Genomic DNA, 15,521 nt, shown 5'->3' with positions numbered 1-15,521 from the left:
TCACCGATGTCCTGAGACATCAACTGTCACCAATGTCCTGATACAGAACTGTCACCGATGTCCCGAGACATCACAGGTGCGAGAAAGGCCATTCGGCTGGCAGCGACGCCGCGTGGGCGCCGTGTCGGGGGGCTCGGGGTCAGCCCTTCGCGATCTCGGTCGCGGTGGCGAGCTGCTCGACGAGCGTCGGCAGGAAGAACGGGATGGAGAGGGCCGTCGGCGAGATGGCCGCGCCGTTCTCCTCGCCGACGAGCGCTGCGACGGCGCCCTTCGAGACCGCCGGGATGAGCTTCGTGCGGTCGGAGGTGAGGAACGTCTGGAGCTGCTCCTCGGTCTCAGTCTGCGTGAAGACCACATCGGCGTCGATCTTGTCGAGGTTCTCGCTTGACACGGTCGTCGAGAAGGTCGACTCGCCGGTCGCGAGCTCCGCGACTGACGGCGCGCTCGTGAAGCCGAGGTCGGTGAGCAGCTCGACGCGGGGGTCATTGGCGAGGAGCAGGTAGAACGTGTCGACGTCTTCGGAGGCGTAGGCGATGGTGGTGCCCTCGAACTCCGGGTGCTCGGCGGCCTGGTCGGCGACCTGCTGGTCGAGGTCGGCGAGGATCGTCTCTGCTTCCGGCGCGAGGCCGAGCGCCTTGCCGGTGTCGGTGATCACATCACGCCACGGCGTCGACCAGATGGCTTCCTCTGGGGCGACGACAGGCACGCCTGCTGCGGTGACGGCGTCGTACTCCTCCTGCGTGAGCCCGGAGTAGGAGGCGATGAAGACGTCGGGGTCGGTGGCGAGCAGCGCCTCGACCGAGAGCTCGTAGGTGGCGTTGTCGAGGATGACGGGCGTCTCGCCGCCGAGTTCCTCGATCTTGTCGGAGACCCACGGGGCGATGCGGTCCTCGCCTCCGCCGTAGTCCATCGATGCCATGGCGACGGGAACGATGTCGAGCGCGAGCACCGCGTCGGTCACACCCCAGCCCCACGTTGCGACGCGGGTCGGCGCCTCTTCGATGGTTGTGGTGCCGTACATGTGCTCGAAGGTGACGGGGAAGCTCGAGGCATCGCCGGGGGCTGCGCCCGCCGCGGTGTCGTCGGCGGCGGTCGGGGCGCAGGCGCTGAGCGCGAGCGCGGTGACCGCGACCGCGGCGGCGGCGATCGGTCGGAGGATGCGGTTCATGGGTGGTTCCTTTCGCGGATACAGGAGGGGAGAGCGGATGCGCCTGCCAGGGGCGAGGTGCCGCCTCGTGGCCGTGCGGGTTCGTGGCTGGGCGCGTTCGTCGTTATGCGGGTTCGTGGCCCGTGTGGGCGCCGCCCGGCACAGGGACGACGAGCGGGGTCTTGGTGAGTGGGTCTGGCATGACGAGAGCGTCGAGTGCGAAGGCGTCGGCGACGACCTCTTTCGTGAGCACGTCGACGGGGGCGCCGCTGGCGACGATTCGGCCTTCGCGCATGACGATGAGCTCGTCGGCGTAGCGCGCGGCGAGGTTCAGCTCGTGCAGGACGACGACGATGGTGGTGCCTTCGCGGCGGTTGAGGCTCACGAGGAGGTCGAGGACCTCGAGCTGGTGGCTGAGGTCGAGGAAGGTGGTCGGCTCGTCGAGGAGCAGCACCTGCGGGTTCTGCGCGAGCGACATCGCGATCCAGACGCGCTGTCGCTGGCCACCGGAGAGGTCGCCGACGGGACGGTCCGCGAGTTCGGCGACGCCGGTGCGCCGCATGGCCTCGTCGACATACCTGGTGTCGGCCTGCCCCCACCGGTCAAAGAAGCCGCGGTGGGGGTGGCGTCCGCGTGCCACGAGCTCGGCCACCGTGAGGCCGTCTGGGGCGGTCGGGTGTTGGGGGAGCATCCCGACGGTCTGCGCGAAGCGGCGCCTCGGGATGCTCGTGACGTCGACTTCGTCGAGCAGCACGCTGCCCGCGAGTGGGTTGGAGATGCGTGCGAGCACGCCGAGGAGTGTCGATTTGCCGCAGGCGTTGGCGCCGATGATCATCGTGATGCGCCCTGGCGTGATGTCGAGGTCGAGCCCCTCGATGACGGTGCGGTTCGGGTAGCCGGCGGAGAGGCCGCGCGCGGAGAGGCGCGGGCCGGCTGGGGAAGCGGGGGCGGCGCCGGTCACAGCTGGCGTCCTTTCGTTGAGGCGAGCAGCCAGAGCAGGAACACGGCGCCGATTGCTCCGGTGACGACGCCGACGGGCAGCGAGGTCTCGGGGATCGCGAACTGGGCGACGAGGTCGGCGCCGGCGAGCAGGGCGGCGCCGGTGATGGCGCTCGTGCCGATGGCGATCGAACCGTGCCCGAGGAGGGATCTGGCGATCGCGGGGGCGCAGAGCGCGATGAAGGAGATGGGGCCTGCGAAGGCGCAGGTGACGGCGGTGAGCAGCACGGCTGCGATGACGGCGGTGAGCCGCACGCGAGTCACGCTGACCCCGAGGCCGGCGGAGGTGGCCGCGCCGAGTTGCGCGATCGGCAGCCATCGGGCTGAGACGACGACCGCCGGGAGGGTCGCGGCGGCGACGGCGCCCACGACGAGCAGATGCCACCAGGCCGTCGAGGCGAGCGAGCCGGTCACCCAGAGCAGCGCGGCCTGCGCGAGCTCGACCTGGCTGCGCACCATGAGGTAGTTCATGATGGCCACGCAGAGGAACGAGATGCCGATACCGGCGAGGATGAGCCGGAACCCGGCTTCGCCCCGCTTGCCAGCCGCAAGCAGCAGCACCGCGGCGACTGCGAGCCCACCCACGAAGGCGGCGATGGCGAGGGAGGGGCCCGTCACGCCGAAGGTGAGCAGGAGGAAGACCGCGGCGACGCTGCTGCCGCCGCTGATGCCGAGCAGATCGGGGCTCGCGAGGGGGTTGCGCAGCACGCCCTGGAGGAGCGCGCCGGCGACGCCGAGGCACGCGCCGACGAGGACGCCCATGAGGACGCGGGGGAGCCGCACCTGGAACAGCACGTAGGACTCGAGGCGGTCGCCGCCGCCGAGGAGCGTTCGACCGAGCTGCTCGAGGGTGAGCGGGTAGTCGCCCGTCGTCACGCCGACGATCACGACGGCGACGAGGGCAGCGGTCACCGCGAGGGCGACGGATGCGCGGCGTCGGCGAACGCGCGCCCGGACCGTCTCGAGGGGCGATCCGCCGTCGTCACCGGTTCCACGCCCCGTGGGGGCGACGGGGGCCGCGGCGCGCGCATCCTGCTTCGTCACAACGCCACCTGCTTCCTGCGGAGCACCAGCGAGATGAGCACTGGGGCGCCGACAAAGGCGACGACCACGCCGACCTGCACCTCGCCGGGGAGGGCGATGACGCGGCCGACGATGTCTGCAATGAGCAGGACCGCGCCGCCGAGGGGCGCTCCGATGAGCAGGAGGCGCCGGTAGTCGTCGCCGATGATCGCGCGCAGCGTGTGCGGCACGAGGAGGCCGATGAACACGATGGGGCCGGCGATCGAGGTGGCGCCGCCGCAGAGGAGTACGGTCGCGAGGATGCCGAGGGCGCGGGTGCGGGTCACGTTCTGTCCGAGTCCGGCCGCGGTGTCGGCGCCGAGGGCGATGAGGTCGAGGCCGCGTGCGCTCGCGACGGCGATGATGCCGCCGATGAGCAGGGGGACCGCGACGACGGCGACTGTGTCGAGGCCGCGGGACGTGAGCCCGCCGACCTGCCAGTAGCGGAACACGTCAAGGGCGACGATGGAGGTGGTGAGGATGAGCGTCGTTACCGCCGTGAGGCCCGCGGTGACGGCCGCGCCGGTGAGGGCGAGCTTCGCGGGGTTGTCGCCGTCCGGCCCCCTCGTACCGACGAAGGCGACGACGACGGCCGCGATGGCGGCCCCGGCAAACGCGAACCAGACGAACCCGGTGGGCGCGGAGATGCTGAAGAAGGTGATAGCCACGAGCACCGCGACGGACGCGCCGGCGTTGATGCCGAGCAGGCCGGGGTCGGCGAGGGGGTTGCGCGTGATGCCCTGCATGAGGGTCCCTGCAACCGCGAGAGCCGCGCCGGCGAGGATGCCGATGAGGGTGCGGGGGATGCGCTGGTCCCTGACCACGATGTGGTCGGCCGTGTTTGGATCCGGCGCGAGCAACGCATCCACCACCACCGCCGGCGCGATGGGGCGCGCTCCGACGAGGAGGCTGACGACCACGGTGACGACGAGCAGCGCGACGGCACCGAACGCCACGAGGCGGACACGGCGCGCGCGGGCGCCCGTGATCATTCCTGGTGCTCGGACTGGCCGAGTCGCCAGTAGCCCATGAATGCGACGCGCTTGCGGTCGACGCCGCGCACAGAAACGAGCTGGCGGCGGAGCGTCTTGATGGTGGCGGCTTCGCCGGCCATCCAGGCGTAGAACTCGCCCTCGCCGTCTTCGGGGGTGTCCCAGAGGAGGTCGACGTCCACGTCGATGTCGGCGATCTGTTGCGGTCGGGGTGCCGCGGCTTGGGCGAGCGTCTCCGGGGACGCGTCGCACCAGCTGGTGAGGGCTTCGATCAGCCGTGCGCCGTGGGCTGCGCCGTCGCGGGGCAGCCAGGTGATGCGGAAGTTCGACGGCACGTCGATGGGCACGATGTCGGCCGCGGTCGGCACCTCGAGCAGCGCGTCAACCTCGCATCGATCGCTGAGCGACTCGAGGATGGAGCCGATCGCGGGAACCGCGGTCTCGTCGCCGGCGAGCAGGAGCTTGCGGGCGGTGCCCGGGTGCCAATCAGCGCCGAGGTGCGCGTGCTCGCTGCGCTGGTCCGGGCCCACGATGACGAGGTCATCGCCCGGCTTCGCGCGTTCGGCCCAGGAACCGGCCGGGCCGGCGCCGTGGTGCACGACGAAGTCGACGTCGACCTCGCGCGCATCGGGGTCGACGCGACGAACCGTGTAGGTGCGGAGCGGGCTGCGGCGCTCGGTCGGCGTCTCGCGCCAGCGCTCGTACCAGAGCCCGGCGTCGAGCACCTTCTGGTCGCGCTGCCCGAAGTCGCTCGTGGTTCCGTCCGCCATCGGGAGGATGAGCTTGATGCGCTGGTCGAGGCCGGTGGTGCCGAAGTTCTCGAAGTCGTCGCACGTGAACGTCACCCGGGTGAAGGAGGGCGAGAGGTGTCGCACCGCTCGGACCTCGGCACAGTAGGGCCGGTAGGCGGGACGGGTCAGCACGGCGGGGGAGGTCACCCAGCAAAGATAAGCCTTGCCTTACCGCCGCGTCCAGTCGGCGAGGAGAATCCCCGTGGATCGTTCGTTTCGGAGAGGGCAATGGCCGATCGCGCGGGCGAATTGCGCGCGAGCCGGTGGGGCGCGAGTCGGTGGGGGGAGAGCGGCCTCCTGCCGCCACGCCGCGCGCTTGATCGCCCCACTCCTCGGCCGATATCCTGGCCGGCTGCGACGCCGCAGCTTCACCGCACTGACAGGAAGCGAACCGATGTCGTCCGACGCCCCCGCCACCCCCGCCGGGTTCACCGCCGAACCCCTCACGATTCCAACCTCGCTCGGCGACGACTCGGCGGAGCCCTTCCGCCAAATGACCGAGCTGCGCAACGCCGTCGCCCGCGACACCTACCGGGGCAACGATTTCGTGCTGCCCGCCGAGGTGCTGTTGCCCGGGTTTGCGCCGAGCGAGTACGAGCGCCGCGACGGTCGCCTCATCCGGGAGCACGGCCACCTCGTCGGTCGGGTGCTGTTCGATTTCCCGCTCACGGAAGACCTCGAGATGGCCAAGATGATGCTCGAGATCCACCCGGATGCTCGCGGTCGCGGCCTCGGTGCCGCGGCCTACGACGTGGGGGAGCGTGTGGTGCGGGATGCGGGGCGCACCGACATCCGCATGTGGGTGGTGCACCGGGAGGTGGAGGGTCCGCGCATCCCGTCCCCAACGGGAGTCGGCGACGTGCCGGCGCTTGACCCGGCGGCCCAGATGCTTGTGCAGCGCGGCTTCGAGCTCGGCCAGGTCGAGCGGATGAGCGTGCTCGAGCTGGGCGGGGCGCACGACGACGAGCTGCGGGCGCTGCGCGACGAGGCCCGCGCGATCGCGGGCGGCGACTACCGCTACGTCTCGTGGTCGTACCCGACGCCGGACGAGTACGTCGACGGCTACGCGCGGCTCAAGGCGCGCATGAGCACGGACGCCCCGCAGGGGGAGCTGGTGGAAGACGAGCAGGAGTGGGACGCGAAACGCGTGCGCGACGAGCTCGAGGCCACCTCGATCGCGCGCGGCGACCAGGTGCTCGTCGGCGCGATCGAGCATGTGCCGAGCGGCGAGCTTGTGGCGTTCACGGAGCTACAGCGCCTCGACGACGGCACGAGGCGCGCTGATCAGGAGGACACGCTCGTGTTGCGTGAGCACCGAGGGCACCGGCTCGGCCTGCTCGTGAAGGCCGAGAACCTGCTGGCCTGGCGGGAGGTTTCGCCCGAGACGGAGCGGGTGTACACCTACAACGCCGAGGAGAACCGGCCCATGCTGAACGTCAACGAGGCGCTCGGCTTCCGGGTGTTCCTGAGCGAGGGGGCCTGGCGGAAGGTGCTGGCCTGAGGCGGTTGCCGGCAGCGGCGCCCCGGTAAGCTGAAGCCCTCATGACTGCATCCTCTTCCTCGCTTGTGACCACCGCCTCGGGCAGCGATGTCCGCGTCCGCTTCTGCCCCTCGCCGACGGGAACCCCGCACGTTGGGCTCATCCGCACCGCCCTTTTCAACTGGGCGTACGCGAAGCACACGGGCGGCACCTTCGTGTTCCGTATTGAGGACACCGACGCGGAGCGCGACTCCGAGGAGAGCTACCAGCAGATCATCGACGGCCTCGGCTGGCTTGGGCTCGGCTGGGACGAGGGCGTGAACGTCGGCGGCCCGCACGAGCCGTACCGCCAGTCGCAGCGCACCGACATCTACCTCGACGTCATCCAGAAGCTCCGCGACGCCGGCCACCTGTATGAGTCGTTCGCGACGGGCGAGGAGATCGAGGCGCGCAACATCGCCGCCGGTCGCGACCCGAAGATGGGGTACGACAACTTCGAGCGCGACCTGCCCGCCGACGAGATCGCGCGCCTCAAGGCCGAGGGGCGCGAGCCCGCCCTGCGCCTGCGCGTGCCCGACACCGACCTCTCGTTCGACGACCTCGTGCGCGGCGAGATCACGTTCAAGGCCGGGTCGTTCCCCGACTTCGTGCTCGTGCGCCCCAACGGCAAGCCGCTGTACACGCTCGTGAACCCCGTCGACGACGCCCTCATGGGCATCACCCACGTGCTGCGCGGCGAAGACCTGCTGTCGTCGACCCCACGCCAGATCGCGCTCTACCACGCGCTCATCGACGTGGGCGTCGCCGAGTTCATCCCGCGCTTCGGCCACCTGCCGTACGTCATGGGCGAGGGCAACAAGAAGCTCTCGAAGCGTGACCCGGAGTCGAACCTCTTCCACCACCGCGACCGCGGCTTCCTGCCGGAGGGGCTGCTCAACTACCTGTCGCTCCTCGGCTGGTCGATCGCCGCTGACCGCGACGTGTTCACCATGGACGAGATGGTCGTCGCGTTCGACGTCGAGGACGTCAACCCGAACCCGGCGCGCTTCGACCTCACCAAGGCCGAGGCGATCAACGGCGAGCACATGCGCCTGCTCGGCGCCGACGACTTCGCGCGGCGGCTCGTCGCCCCGCTCCAGCTTGCGGGGGTGCTGTCGCTCGAGCCGACGGATGCGCAGCTCGAGCTGCTCGGGCGCGCGGCGCCGCTCGTCCAGGAGCGCATGCAGCTCCTCGGCGAGGCCCCCGAGATGCTCGGCTTCCTGTTCGTTGACGCGGCGGACCTCGAGGTTGAGGACACGGCCGTCGGTTCGCTCAAGGGCGACGTGACGGCAGTGCTCGACGCCTCGCTCGCAGCCCTCGAGTCGCTCGACGCGCCGGAGGCGTGGACGACCGAGCAGATCGAGGCAGCCCTCCGCGGTGCCCTCATCGCCGGGCTCGGGCTCAAGCCACGGGTCGCGTTCGGCCCGATCCGCGTCGCCGTCTCGGGCCGCAAGATCTCCCCGCCGCTCTTCGAGTCGCTCGAGCTGCTCGGGCGTGAGCAGTCGCTCGCGCGCATCCGCTCGCTCGTCTCGCGCCTCGCCGCGTAGCCCTCGCGCGGGACTCGGCGCGTACCCCGGTCTCGAAGCCCGGCGCGGGACTCCGCTCCCACTGTGCCCGGCGCGGGACTCGGCTCACGCTGTGCCCGGCGCCGAGCATCCGCTCTCCGTCTCGGGATGGCTTTCTCACTCCCGGATGGGTTTCTACCCATCCCGAAGTGAGGAACCCATCCCGAGACGTGCCGGCGGGGGTCGCCGCTCGCACGCGACGACGGGTGAGGCTAACCTAAGTGGATGCCCGCGTGCGTGAGCTCGCGGGGGTGAGATTCCAGGAGGATCGCATGACCGAGGCGCTGGGCACGCACTACGACGTCGTCGTCATCGGCGGCGGCCCCGCCGGGCTGCAGGCGGCGCTGATCCTCGCCCGCCACCGCTATTCGACGTTGGTGCTCGACGGCAACAGGCCTCGGCACTCGGCGACGCTGGAAGCCCACGGCTTCCTCACCCGCGACCACACGGCGCCAAACGAGCTGCGGCGGCTTGGCCGCGAGGATGTCGAGGCCTACGAGGACGCCGAGATCCAGTTTGCGCAGGTCACGCGCGTTCGTGCGCTCACGCCGGAGGAGTCTGCGGGCGCGGATGCGTCGCAGGGCGCCGCCTTCGAGGGGTCGTTCGCGTTCGTCGCGGGGTCCGACGCCGGCGACCCGCGTGAGGCGGCGTCGCGTCGGCGGGACGGGGTGCGCATCCCCTACCGCTTCGCGGTCGAGGCGAAGGGGGTGCGCGGGACGCCCGCGCGGGCCGTGTTTGCCCGCTCCGTCGTCCTGGCGACGGGCCTCACCGAGGTGCTGCCCCAGCTGCCGATGCTGCGCGCGTTCTACGGCACGAGCATTCACAGCTGTGTCGAGTGCGACGGGTGGACGCAGCGCGACCGGCGCGTGTCGGTCATCGCGGCGCCCGGGGTGACGGACCTGTACGAGCGGGCCGTGCAGCTGACGCGGTTCAGCGCGGCGCTCACGGTGTTCGCGGGGGAGGGGCAGCTCGGGCCGATGCAGGAGCTGGACCTCGTGGAGCGTGGCGTCGTCGTGGAGACACGCGAGGTGGTGGATGTGGAGGGCGGTCCGGGCGGCGTGACCGGGGTTGCGCTCGCCGATGGCGAGGTCGTGACCGCGGAGGCGGTCTTTGTGCGCCCCAACTACGTCGCGAAGCTCGACTTCGCCAGCGAGCTCGGTATTGAGTTCGACGCGCTCGGCCTCGTGTCGGCGGATGCGCTGGGCCGCACGAGCGTGCCGGGCATCTACGCGACGGGGGAGTTGACGGGGCCGGGCCCGCAGATGCTGATCGTCGCGGCCGGCAACGGGGCGCAGACGGGCATGGCGGTCGACCGGGATCTGCTCGGCCTCTGAGTCGCAGATCGACGTGGGTGGGGGCTCGGAACCGCGCGAATTCGCCGGTTCTCCGGGGCTCCCACGGGTCTGTTCGGCGGGCGACGCCTGCGGTAGCTTGACAGCGTCGGCACCTTCGCCGTCCCCCGTATACGGAGGGCTGCGGCCCGCCTGTCCTGCTCGAGACGGGCTGCGCTCCTTCGGAAAGGAGCCGTCCATGAGCACCGGCACTCCCGCATCCGCTGCCTCGCACGACCTCGTGGGCCGCCATGGCCAGGGCCATGGCCAGAGCCAGAGCGCAAGCCGGGGCCAGACCCCGACCGCAAGCCCCGGCACTGCACCAGCGAAGCCGAAGGGCTCAATCTCGCTGCTGGGCGGCACGGCGATCGGTGTCGGCGGCATGATGGGCGCTGGCCTGTACACGCTACTAGGGCTCGCGGCGACGACGGCCGGGGTGTGGATCCCCGTCGCGTTCATCGTGGGTGGCGCGGTCGCCGCGTTCAGCGTCTACTCGTACGCGAAGCTCGGGGCGAGGTTCCCGAGCCGCGGCGGGGCTGGCCAGTTCCTCATCCGCTGCTTCGGTGACACGGTGGTCGCGGGCGGGCTCAACATGTTCCAGTTCCTCGGCTGGATCATCGCCATGTCGCTGTATGCGGTCGGGTTCGGTGGCTACGCGGTGAGCATGCTGCCGTTCGATGCGCCCGAGTGGGCGGCGAAGGCCTTCGGTGCGGGGCTCGTGCTGCTGGTCGTCGTCATCAACCTCGTCGGGTCGAAGCTGGTGGGGCGGTCGGAGCAGTTTGTCATCGCCATCGAGCTGCTGATTCTGCTGGCGTTCATCGTGGCGGGACTCTTCAAGGCCGACCCGAAGTTCATCTTCGAGGAGGCAGGCCAGGGCGGGATGCTCGGCGTGCTGTTCGCGGCCGGGCTGCTCTACGTGACCTACGAGGGGTTCGGGGTGGTCACGAACTCGGCGGCCGACATGAGGAACCCGTCGAGGGAGCTCCCTCGGGCGATGTACCTGTCGCTGATCATCGTGGTCGCGGTGTACGTCGTCGTCTCGACGCTGGTGGTGACGATCTTGTCGCTGCCCGAGGTCGAACAGCACCAGGGGCATGTGCTCGCCGAGGCGGGCCTGTCCATTTTCGGCAAGGTCGGCTTCGTCGTGATCGGAGCGGCCGCGCTGCTGGCGACGGCGTCGGGCGTCAACGCGACGCTCTTCGGCGACGCCAATCTCGCGTACATGATGGCTCGGACGGGTCAGCTGCCGCGGGAGTTCCAGAAGAAGGTGTGGCTGGGCGGCACCGGCGGACTCTTCGCGTCGGCCGCGCTGACCATCGCGTTTGTCGCGTTCTTCCCGCTGGCGGCGGTCGGGCAGATGGCGAGTCTCGCGTTCCTCATCATCTACGGGGCGGTGAGCGTCGGCCACATTCGGGTGCGCACGCACACGGGCGCGAAGCTGTGGCCGCTTGTCACCGCGATCGGGTTGAACGCGGCGCTCTTCGCGCTGCTGCTCGGGTACACGATCTCGACCGGTCCGGCGAGCACGTGGATCACGCTGCTGGTGGTGTTTGTCCTGAGCTTCGTGCTCGAGTACCTGGTGCGTCGGGTCACGGGGCGCCGGCTCGTCGCAGACCCCGTGGAGAGGAAATTGGCGCGGTCGGGTGGGGAGGGCGGGAGCACAGGCCGGTAGTCGAGGTACATCTCGTGCCGCGACGCGAACCCATGCGTTGATTTGTCCACCATCGCGGAGTGCGCTATGCTCTCTGAGGCGCTTCGGTGCCATTGGGGTATGGTGTAATTGGCAACACGGAGGTTTCTGGTACCTTTGTTCTTGGTTCGAGTCCAGGTACCCCAGCAATAGCGAACACTGCTCCTCCTCGGAGTTGAGCATGTTCTCCCGCGAAAGGCCCCGCAGTGCGGGGCCTTTCGCGTTTGCGACCGCGTCGACGTGCCGTCCCGGTATCGGTGGTGGCTGAATCCCCTGAGCCCCTGGTTCCACGGGGATTCGCGCTGTCTGCACCGCTGCTACTTTCATCGTTGGGGGGTGGCGTTCGCGCCTCGAGGGTGAGGGAAGGACTTCGCGTGCGTTCAATGCTGAAGCGTGTGGTTGTGGCCGTGTGCCTGTCAGGGGTGCTCGTGGGCGGGGGTGCACTCGCCCCGGCGGTTGCCGCTCCATTAGCGCCTCCTGTCGAGGTGACTGAGCCAACCGAGACGCCGAGCCCGCCACCTCTGGTCGGCGAAACGATTCCACCCGCGCCGGACCCATCGCCTGAGGTGCCGTCGCCGTCGCCGTCGCCGTCGCCGTCGACCCCGGGGCCCGAGGCGCCGCCGAACCCAGCGGCGCCTCCGGTACCGACGTCGCCTGAGCAGGAGCCGACGCAGGAGCTCACGCCGTCATCCCCGACGGCCACTCCCACGCCGACCGGCACGCCGACGCCGACCGCCACGCCAATCGAGCTTCCTCGCGCGGCCGCGCCGAACACGGTGCAGTGCTACGGCGACTCGATGATCAACAGCCTCTGAGCGACGGGTGTCATGGGGTCGGCGCTGCCGGGCTTTACGGTCATCAACAACGCAGATGGGGGCATGACGAGTCCGGCGATCGCCACGATGGCCGGTGTCTACCAGCTGTCGCTCGCGCGCGACGTCACGATCCCCGCCTCGGGCAGCGTGCTGCTCGGCCAGCCTTCTGGCATGCCGGTCTCGGCCGCCGACTTCGGGCGGTTTGTCATGGACGTCCGCATCAACGGAGTGGACGGGCGCATCACGCACCGTCCCGATCTCAGTGAGCAGTCGCTGCAGTGGAGGTTCACCCGCACCTCCGCGGGTGCCGCGACTCTGGCCAAGGCCGGGACGGCGCTGGAATCGCTCGACAAGCCGCTCGCTGGCGCCGCGTCGATCATCTGGGCAGGCACGAACAACCTGCTCGCCCCTGAGCAGATCAAGCGCGACATCGCAGCCATCGTGAACCTGCACAAGAGCATCTCGAACGCCCCGTACTACGTGGTGACCGTTCCACCCGCGTGGGAAGGGCACGGAGCGATCCGCACGCACAACCGCATCCAGGTCAACAACTGGATCGTGCAGAACTTCGGCTCGCAGACGATTCCGCTCTCCGACTACCTGTCGAACGGCGCGCTCTACGATGCCGGCATCACTCGTGGACAGTCTGACCTGAACGCCATCGCCAGCGGGTTCAACCCGTCGTCGTTCTGGGCTTCGTCGATCGACAAGACTCACTTGAGCCCGGTCGGCCGCACCATCACGGCCAAGTACTTCGCGTCCTTCGTACGCGATGGCAACACCTATGGCAAGGCCATGGCGCGCTTCGACGCGACGTCGACGATGGACGTGCGCGTGAGCGGGCACAAGGTGACCGTCTCGGGTACGGCATTCGACTACTCCGATATGTTCGACTCGATTCCGGTCGGTGTCACCATCAACGCGACCTGGATGGGCGCGACCATGGCGTCGCAGCCGTCGACGCACCTGTTCCAGTACGGCATCCCAGGGCAGCACACCTACTCGTGGACGTTCGACCTGCAGCCAGGCTCCCACTTCATCTGTGCTGTGGCGGTGGGCTTCGGGGCAGGCAACCACCATTACCCGGCGTGCAAGTCAGTGACGGTGGCGCAGCCCACGCCACCGGTGGGAAGCATGGCGATCGCCGACATCGGCAACCGCACGACCGCGGTCTACGGCTGGGCGTACGACCCGGACCGTCTGCGGGATGCGATCTCCGTCGCGATCCTCGTCGACGGCAAGTGGGTGACAGCGGTCTCCGCGAATGGCCCGACTCCCTACCTCCCGTGGATTCCGGGGAACCACTCCTTCTGGGCCGGGGTGAAGCTTGCACCCGGTGGTCACGCGACGTGTGCGGTGGCGATCGCGGGCAGCGGTGCGATGACGAACCTCGGCTGTAAGGCGTTCACCGTGCGATAGCGTGCCACGCCGCCTGGCGCGCTGCACTTTGGGGTCGAGCGCGTGAGGGGGACTTCACTAGGCTGGCATGACTCCGCTGTTCACCGTCGAGAGGATCTCCCCGTGCGAGTACTTGTCACCAGTTCCCGGAACACGTTTGCGCTCGATATCATCCGCAAGCTCGGGAGCACCGGGCACACCGTGTTCGCGAGCGACACCTACGACGGGGCGATCGGGAACCACTCCCGCTTCCTCGCAGGGCACTTCGTGACGAGCTCGCCGAGGTTCCAGACGGACGAGTTCATTTCATCGCTGACCTCGTGAACATCGCGGAGGAGCACAAGATCGACGTCATCATCCCGACGTTCGAGGAGGCCTTCTACCTCGCGGCGCGCGGTCACGAGCTGCCGGACGGCACGAGCGTCTTCACGGGCGGGTTCGAGCAGCTCGCGAAGTTGCACGACAAGGCCAGCTTCAAGCGCCTCGCCGTCGAGGCCGGTGTTCCCGTGCCCGAGACGATCGTGGCGAACAGCCCCGAGGAGCTTCGGGCGGCCATCGACAAGTACCCGAAGTTCTTCGCGCGCGCGGCGTTCTCGCGCGGCGGCGTCGGGCTGCTCACGAACACGGGCCCGCTGGCGGGCAAGATGTCGGTCGACGACGCCGTGCCGACGCCCGATCAGCCGTGGCTTGTGCAGCCCTTCGTCGACGGGCCGATGATCTGCACGTACAGCATCGTGGTCGACGGCCGCGTGACCGCGCACTGCACGTACCGTGCGCCAGAGCAGTGGGCGCACAGCACGGGCATCTCCTTCGAGGCGATCGACAGCACGGAGACCCTCGACTACACGCAGAAGCTCGTCGACACGCTCGACCCGAGCTACACCGGGCAGCTGTCGTTCGACTTCGTCGACAATGACGGCGAGCTGTTCGCCATCGAGTGCAACCCGCGCCCGACGAGCGGCGTCATCCTGCTTGAGGCCGAAGAGGTCTCGGAGGCGTTCACGGGCTCAAACCCTGAGCCGTTTGTGGTCGCGCCCGGCGTGCAGCGCCAGGTGAAGCTGGCGGTGCTCGCGGATGCGTTCGCCGAGCCCATCAAGCACCTGCCGAAGTCGCTCCACGACCTGCTGCACGTCCGCGACATCGGGGCGGGCTGGCACGACGAGCTCGCCATGCTCTGGAGCCCCGCGACGATCGTGCACGGCGCGGAGCTTTCGAAGGGGGAGCGCAAGGAGCTGCTCGCCGCGCTCGGCGCGGACATCGTGTGGAACGGCGAGCCGATCGACGGGATGCTGCCGGAAGATCGCGAGGCACTTGAGGCGGTGCACGCGCAGCGCGTCTGACCGAGGCTTGGCGTTAATCCGGTGTGTGTCCGGCGTGCGAAGCCACCTGGCGTGCGTGCCGGTGCTCGCGGATCGACAGGTAGATCCGGTGGGCGAAGATGACGAGCGCGAGCCATGCGGCGCCGAGCACCCAGCCGGCGAGCACGTCGGTGAACCAGTGGTGGCCGAGGTAGACGCGTGAGAGGCCGACGGTGATGGCGAAGACCACGGCGCCGAGGGCGATGAGCACGCGGGCTCGTTTCGTCTGCCGCCGCAGGATCAGCAGGTAGGCGATGATGCCGACGACGGCGACTGCGTTGAGGGTGTGCCCGCTCGGGAACGACGCGGAGTGTTCGTAGGGTGGGACGGCTTCGGCCTGGTCGGGCCGCACCCTTCCGATGAGGTTCTTGCCGGCGACGGTCATGAGGAGCGACCCGCCTCCCGCGGCGACGATCAAGATGACGGGGGTGCACGATCTGCGTCTGATCGAGAGCACGAGGAGCGTGCCGACGGCGATGATCGGCATGCCGATCTGCCCGGCGATGTCGGTGTACCCGGTGATGATGGCGTCGGCGACGGGCGAGCGGAGGGTGATCGCGTAGTCGAGGAGGGGCTGGTCGAGGCCGGCGACGCCGTCGCTGTCGGTGACGCTCTCGTAGATCTCGGTGGCGAGCACGCTTAGGCCGACGATGATCGCCAGCCCGAGCGCGAGCAGCAGGAGCAGCGCACCGTTGGGTCCGACCTTGTCCCCGACGACCTGTACCCCGCGCTCGACGGAGCGTCCCGCCTTCGACGTCGATGGCTTGCGGGCGCGGTTATCTATGGTGGTGTCCTGGGCAAGTTCGCCTCGGACCCCCTGCGTCGGGTCGTCGTGGTGGGTCACCGCACCAACA

At 69.5% G+C, this 15,521-nt stretch carries 14 protein-coding genes and 1 tRNA gene; 9 read left to right on the top strand and 6 right to left on the bottom strand.

What is annotated here, in order from left to right:
- Window positions 1-139: 139 nt before the first annotated feature.
- The 5 genes from ACPYN9_RS16705 to ACPYN9_RS16685 form a co-directional block, all read right to left on the bottom strand.
- Window positions 140-1,168: an iron-siderophore ABC transporter substrate-binding protein gene (locus tag ACPYN9_RS16705; protein WP_424467935.1), complete on the bottom strand. Its 1,029-nt coding sequence runs from the start codon at window positions 1,166-1,168 to the stop codon at window positions 140-142.
- A 103-nt stretch (window positions 1,169-1,271) separates the two neighbouring features.
- Window positions 1,272-2,108: an ABC transporter ATP-binding protein gene (locus ACPYN9_RS16700; RefSeq protein ID WP_424467933.1), complete on the bottom strand. Its 837-nt coding sequence runs from the start codon at window positions 2,106-2,108 to the stop codon at window positions 1,272-1,274.
- Window positions 2,105-3,190 carry a FecCD family ABC transporter permease gene (locus ACPYN9_RS16695; protein ID WP_424467931.1) on the bottom strand — a complete coding sequence of 362 codons (1,086 nt, stop codon included), beginning with the start codon at window positions 3,188-3,190 and terminating at the stop codon, window positions 2,105-2,107. Before ACPYN9_RS16695 ends, ACPYN9_RS16700 begins: the two co-directional genes overlap by 4 nt.
- Window positions 3,187-4,200, bottom strand: coding sequence for a FecCD family ABC transporter permease (locus ACPYN9_RS16690; protein ID WP_424467929.1), 1,014 nt, complete (start codon window positions 4,198-4,200; stop codon window positions 3,187-3,189). Before ACPYN9_RS16690 ends, ACPYN9_RS16695 begins: the two co-directional genes overlap by 4 nt.
- Window positions 4,197-5,138 carry a siderophore-interacting protein gene (locus ACPYN9_RS16685; RefSeq protein ID WP_424467927.1) on the bottom strand — a complete coding sequence of 314 codons (942 nt, stop codon included), beginning with the start codon at window positions 5,136-5,138 and terminating at the stop codon, window positions 4,197-4,199. The genes ACPYN9_RS16690 and ACPYN9_RS16685 overlap by 4 nt, the downstream gene beginning before the upstream one ends.
- Window positions 5,139-5,385: 247 nt before the next feature.
- Here ACPYN9_RS16685 and ACPYN9_RS16680 point away from each other — a divergent pair, with 247 nt between their 5' ends.
- From ACPYN9_RS16680 to ACPYN9_RS16640, 9 genes are all read left to right on the top strand, one after another.
- Complete coding sequence (locus ACPYN9_RS16680) at window positions 5,386-6,492, top strand: GNAT family N-acetyltransferase (RefSeq protein WP_424467925.1); 1,107 nt, start codon at window positions 5,386-5,388, stop codon at window positions 6,490-6,492.
- A 41-nt stretch (window positions 6,493-6,533) separates the two neighbouring features.
- Window positions 6,534-8,057 (top strand): glutamate--tRNA ligase, encoded by a 1,524-nt coding sequence (gltX, locus tag ACPYN9_RS16675; RefSeq protein WP_424467923.1) that lies wholly within the window; start codon window positions 6,534-6,536, stop codon window positions 8,055-8,057.
- A gap of 290 nt (window positions 8,058-8,347) precedes the next feature.
- Complete coding sequence (locus ACPYN9_RS16670) at window positions 8,348-9,409, top strand: NAD(P)/FAD-dependent oxidoreductase (protein ID WP_424467921.1); 1,062 nt, start codon at window positions 8,348-8,350, stop codon at window positions 9,407-9,409.
- A gap of 196 nt (window positions 9,410-9,605) precedes the next feature.
- Window positions 9,606-11,078, top strand: coding sequence for an APC family permease (locus tag ACPYN9_RS16665; protein WP_424467919.1), 1,473 nt, complete (start codon window positions 9,606-9,608; stop codon window positions 11,076-11,078).
- A gap of 93 nt (window positions 11,079-11,171) precedes the next feature.
- Window positions 11,172-11,243, top strand: a tRNA-Gln gene (locus ACPYN9_RS16660).
- A gap of 338 nt (window positions 11,244-11,581) precedes the next feature.
- Window positions 11,582-11,911 (top strand): hypothetical protein, encoded by a 330-nt coding sequence (locus ACPYN9_RS16655; protein ID WP_424467917.1) that lies wholly within the window; start codon window positions 11,582-11,584, stop codon window positions 11,909-11,911.
- A gap of 63 nt (window positions 11,912-11,974) precedes the next feature.
- Window positions 11,975-13,330: a hypothetical protein gene (locus ACPYN9_RS16650; protein WP_424467915.1), complete on the top strand. Its 1,356-nt coding sequence runs from the start codon at window positions 11,975-11,977 to the stop codon at window positions 13,328-13,330.
- Window positions 13,331-13,432: 102 nt separating this feature from the next.
- Window positions 13,433-13,633, top strand: coding sequence for a hypothetical protein (locus ACPYN9_RS16645; RefSeq protein ID WP_424467913.1), 201 nt, complete (start codon window positions 13,433-13,435; stop codon window positions 13,631-13,633).
- Window positions 13,630-14,649, top strand: a complete 1,020-nt coding sequence (locus ACPYN9_RS16640; RefSeq protein WP_424467911.1) for a carbamoyl-phosphate synthase large subunit — start codon at window positions 13,630-13,632, stop codon at window positions 14,647-14,649. Before ACPYN9_RS16645 ends, ACPYN9_RS16640 begins: the two co-directional genes overlap by 4 nt.
- A gap of 13 nt (window positions 14,650-14,662) precedes the next feature.
- On the opposite strand, the gene ACPYN9_RS16635 is transcribed toward ACPYN9_RS16640, so the two are convergent.
- Complete coding sequence (locus ACPYN9_RS16635) at window positions 14,663-15,511, bottom strand: phosphatase PAP2 family protein (protein ID WP_424467909.1); 849 nt, start codon at window positions 15,509-15,511, stop codon at window positions 14,663-14,665.
- Window positions 15,512-15,521: the final 10 nt, after the last annotated feature.

The sequence above is a fragment of the Pseudoclavibacter helvolus genome, from assembly GCF_049707175.1.
Classification (GTDB): domain Bacteria; phylum Actinomycetota; class Actinomycetes; order Actinomycetales; family Microbacteriaceae; genus Pseudoclavibacter; species Pseudoclavibacter helvolus_A.
This window is presented reverse-complemented; position numbering and strand designations above follow the sequence as displayed.

What these genes read in the sequence shown, in the direction of transcription:
- ACPYN9_RS16705 (WP_424467935.1), bottom strand. Translation starts at nt 1,168, where the DNA reads ATGAACCGCATCCTCCGACCGATCGCCGCCGCCGCGGTCGCGGTCACC.
- ACPYN9_RS16690 (WP_424467929.1), bottom strand. Translation starts at nt 4,200, where the DNA reads ATGATCACGGGCGCCCGCGCGCGCCGTGTCCGCCTCGTGGCGTTCGGT.
- ACPYN9_RS16680 (WP_424467925.1), top strand. Translation starts at nt 5,386, where the DNA reads ATGTCGTCCGACGCCCCCGCCACCCCCGCCGGGTTCACCGCCGAACCC.
- gltX (WP_424467923.1), top strand. Translation starts at nt 6,534, where the DNA reads ATGACTGCATCCTCTTCCTCGCTTGTGACCACCGCCTCGGGCAGCGAT.
- ACPYN9_RS16670 (WP_424467921.1), top strand. Translation starts at nt 8,348, where the DNA reads ATGACCGAGGCGCTGGGCACGCACTACGACGTCGTCGTCATCGGCGGC.
- ACPYN9_RS16665 (WP_424467919.1), top strand. Translation starts at nt 9,606, where the DNA reads ATGAGCACCGGCACTCCCGCATCCGCTGCCTCGCACGACCTCGTGGGC.
- ACPYN9_RS16650 (WP_424467915.1), top strand. Translation starts at nt 11,975, where the DNA reads ATGACGAGTCCGGCGATCGCCACGATGGCCGGTGTCTACCAGCTGTCG.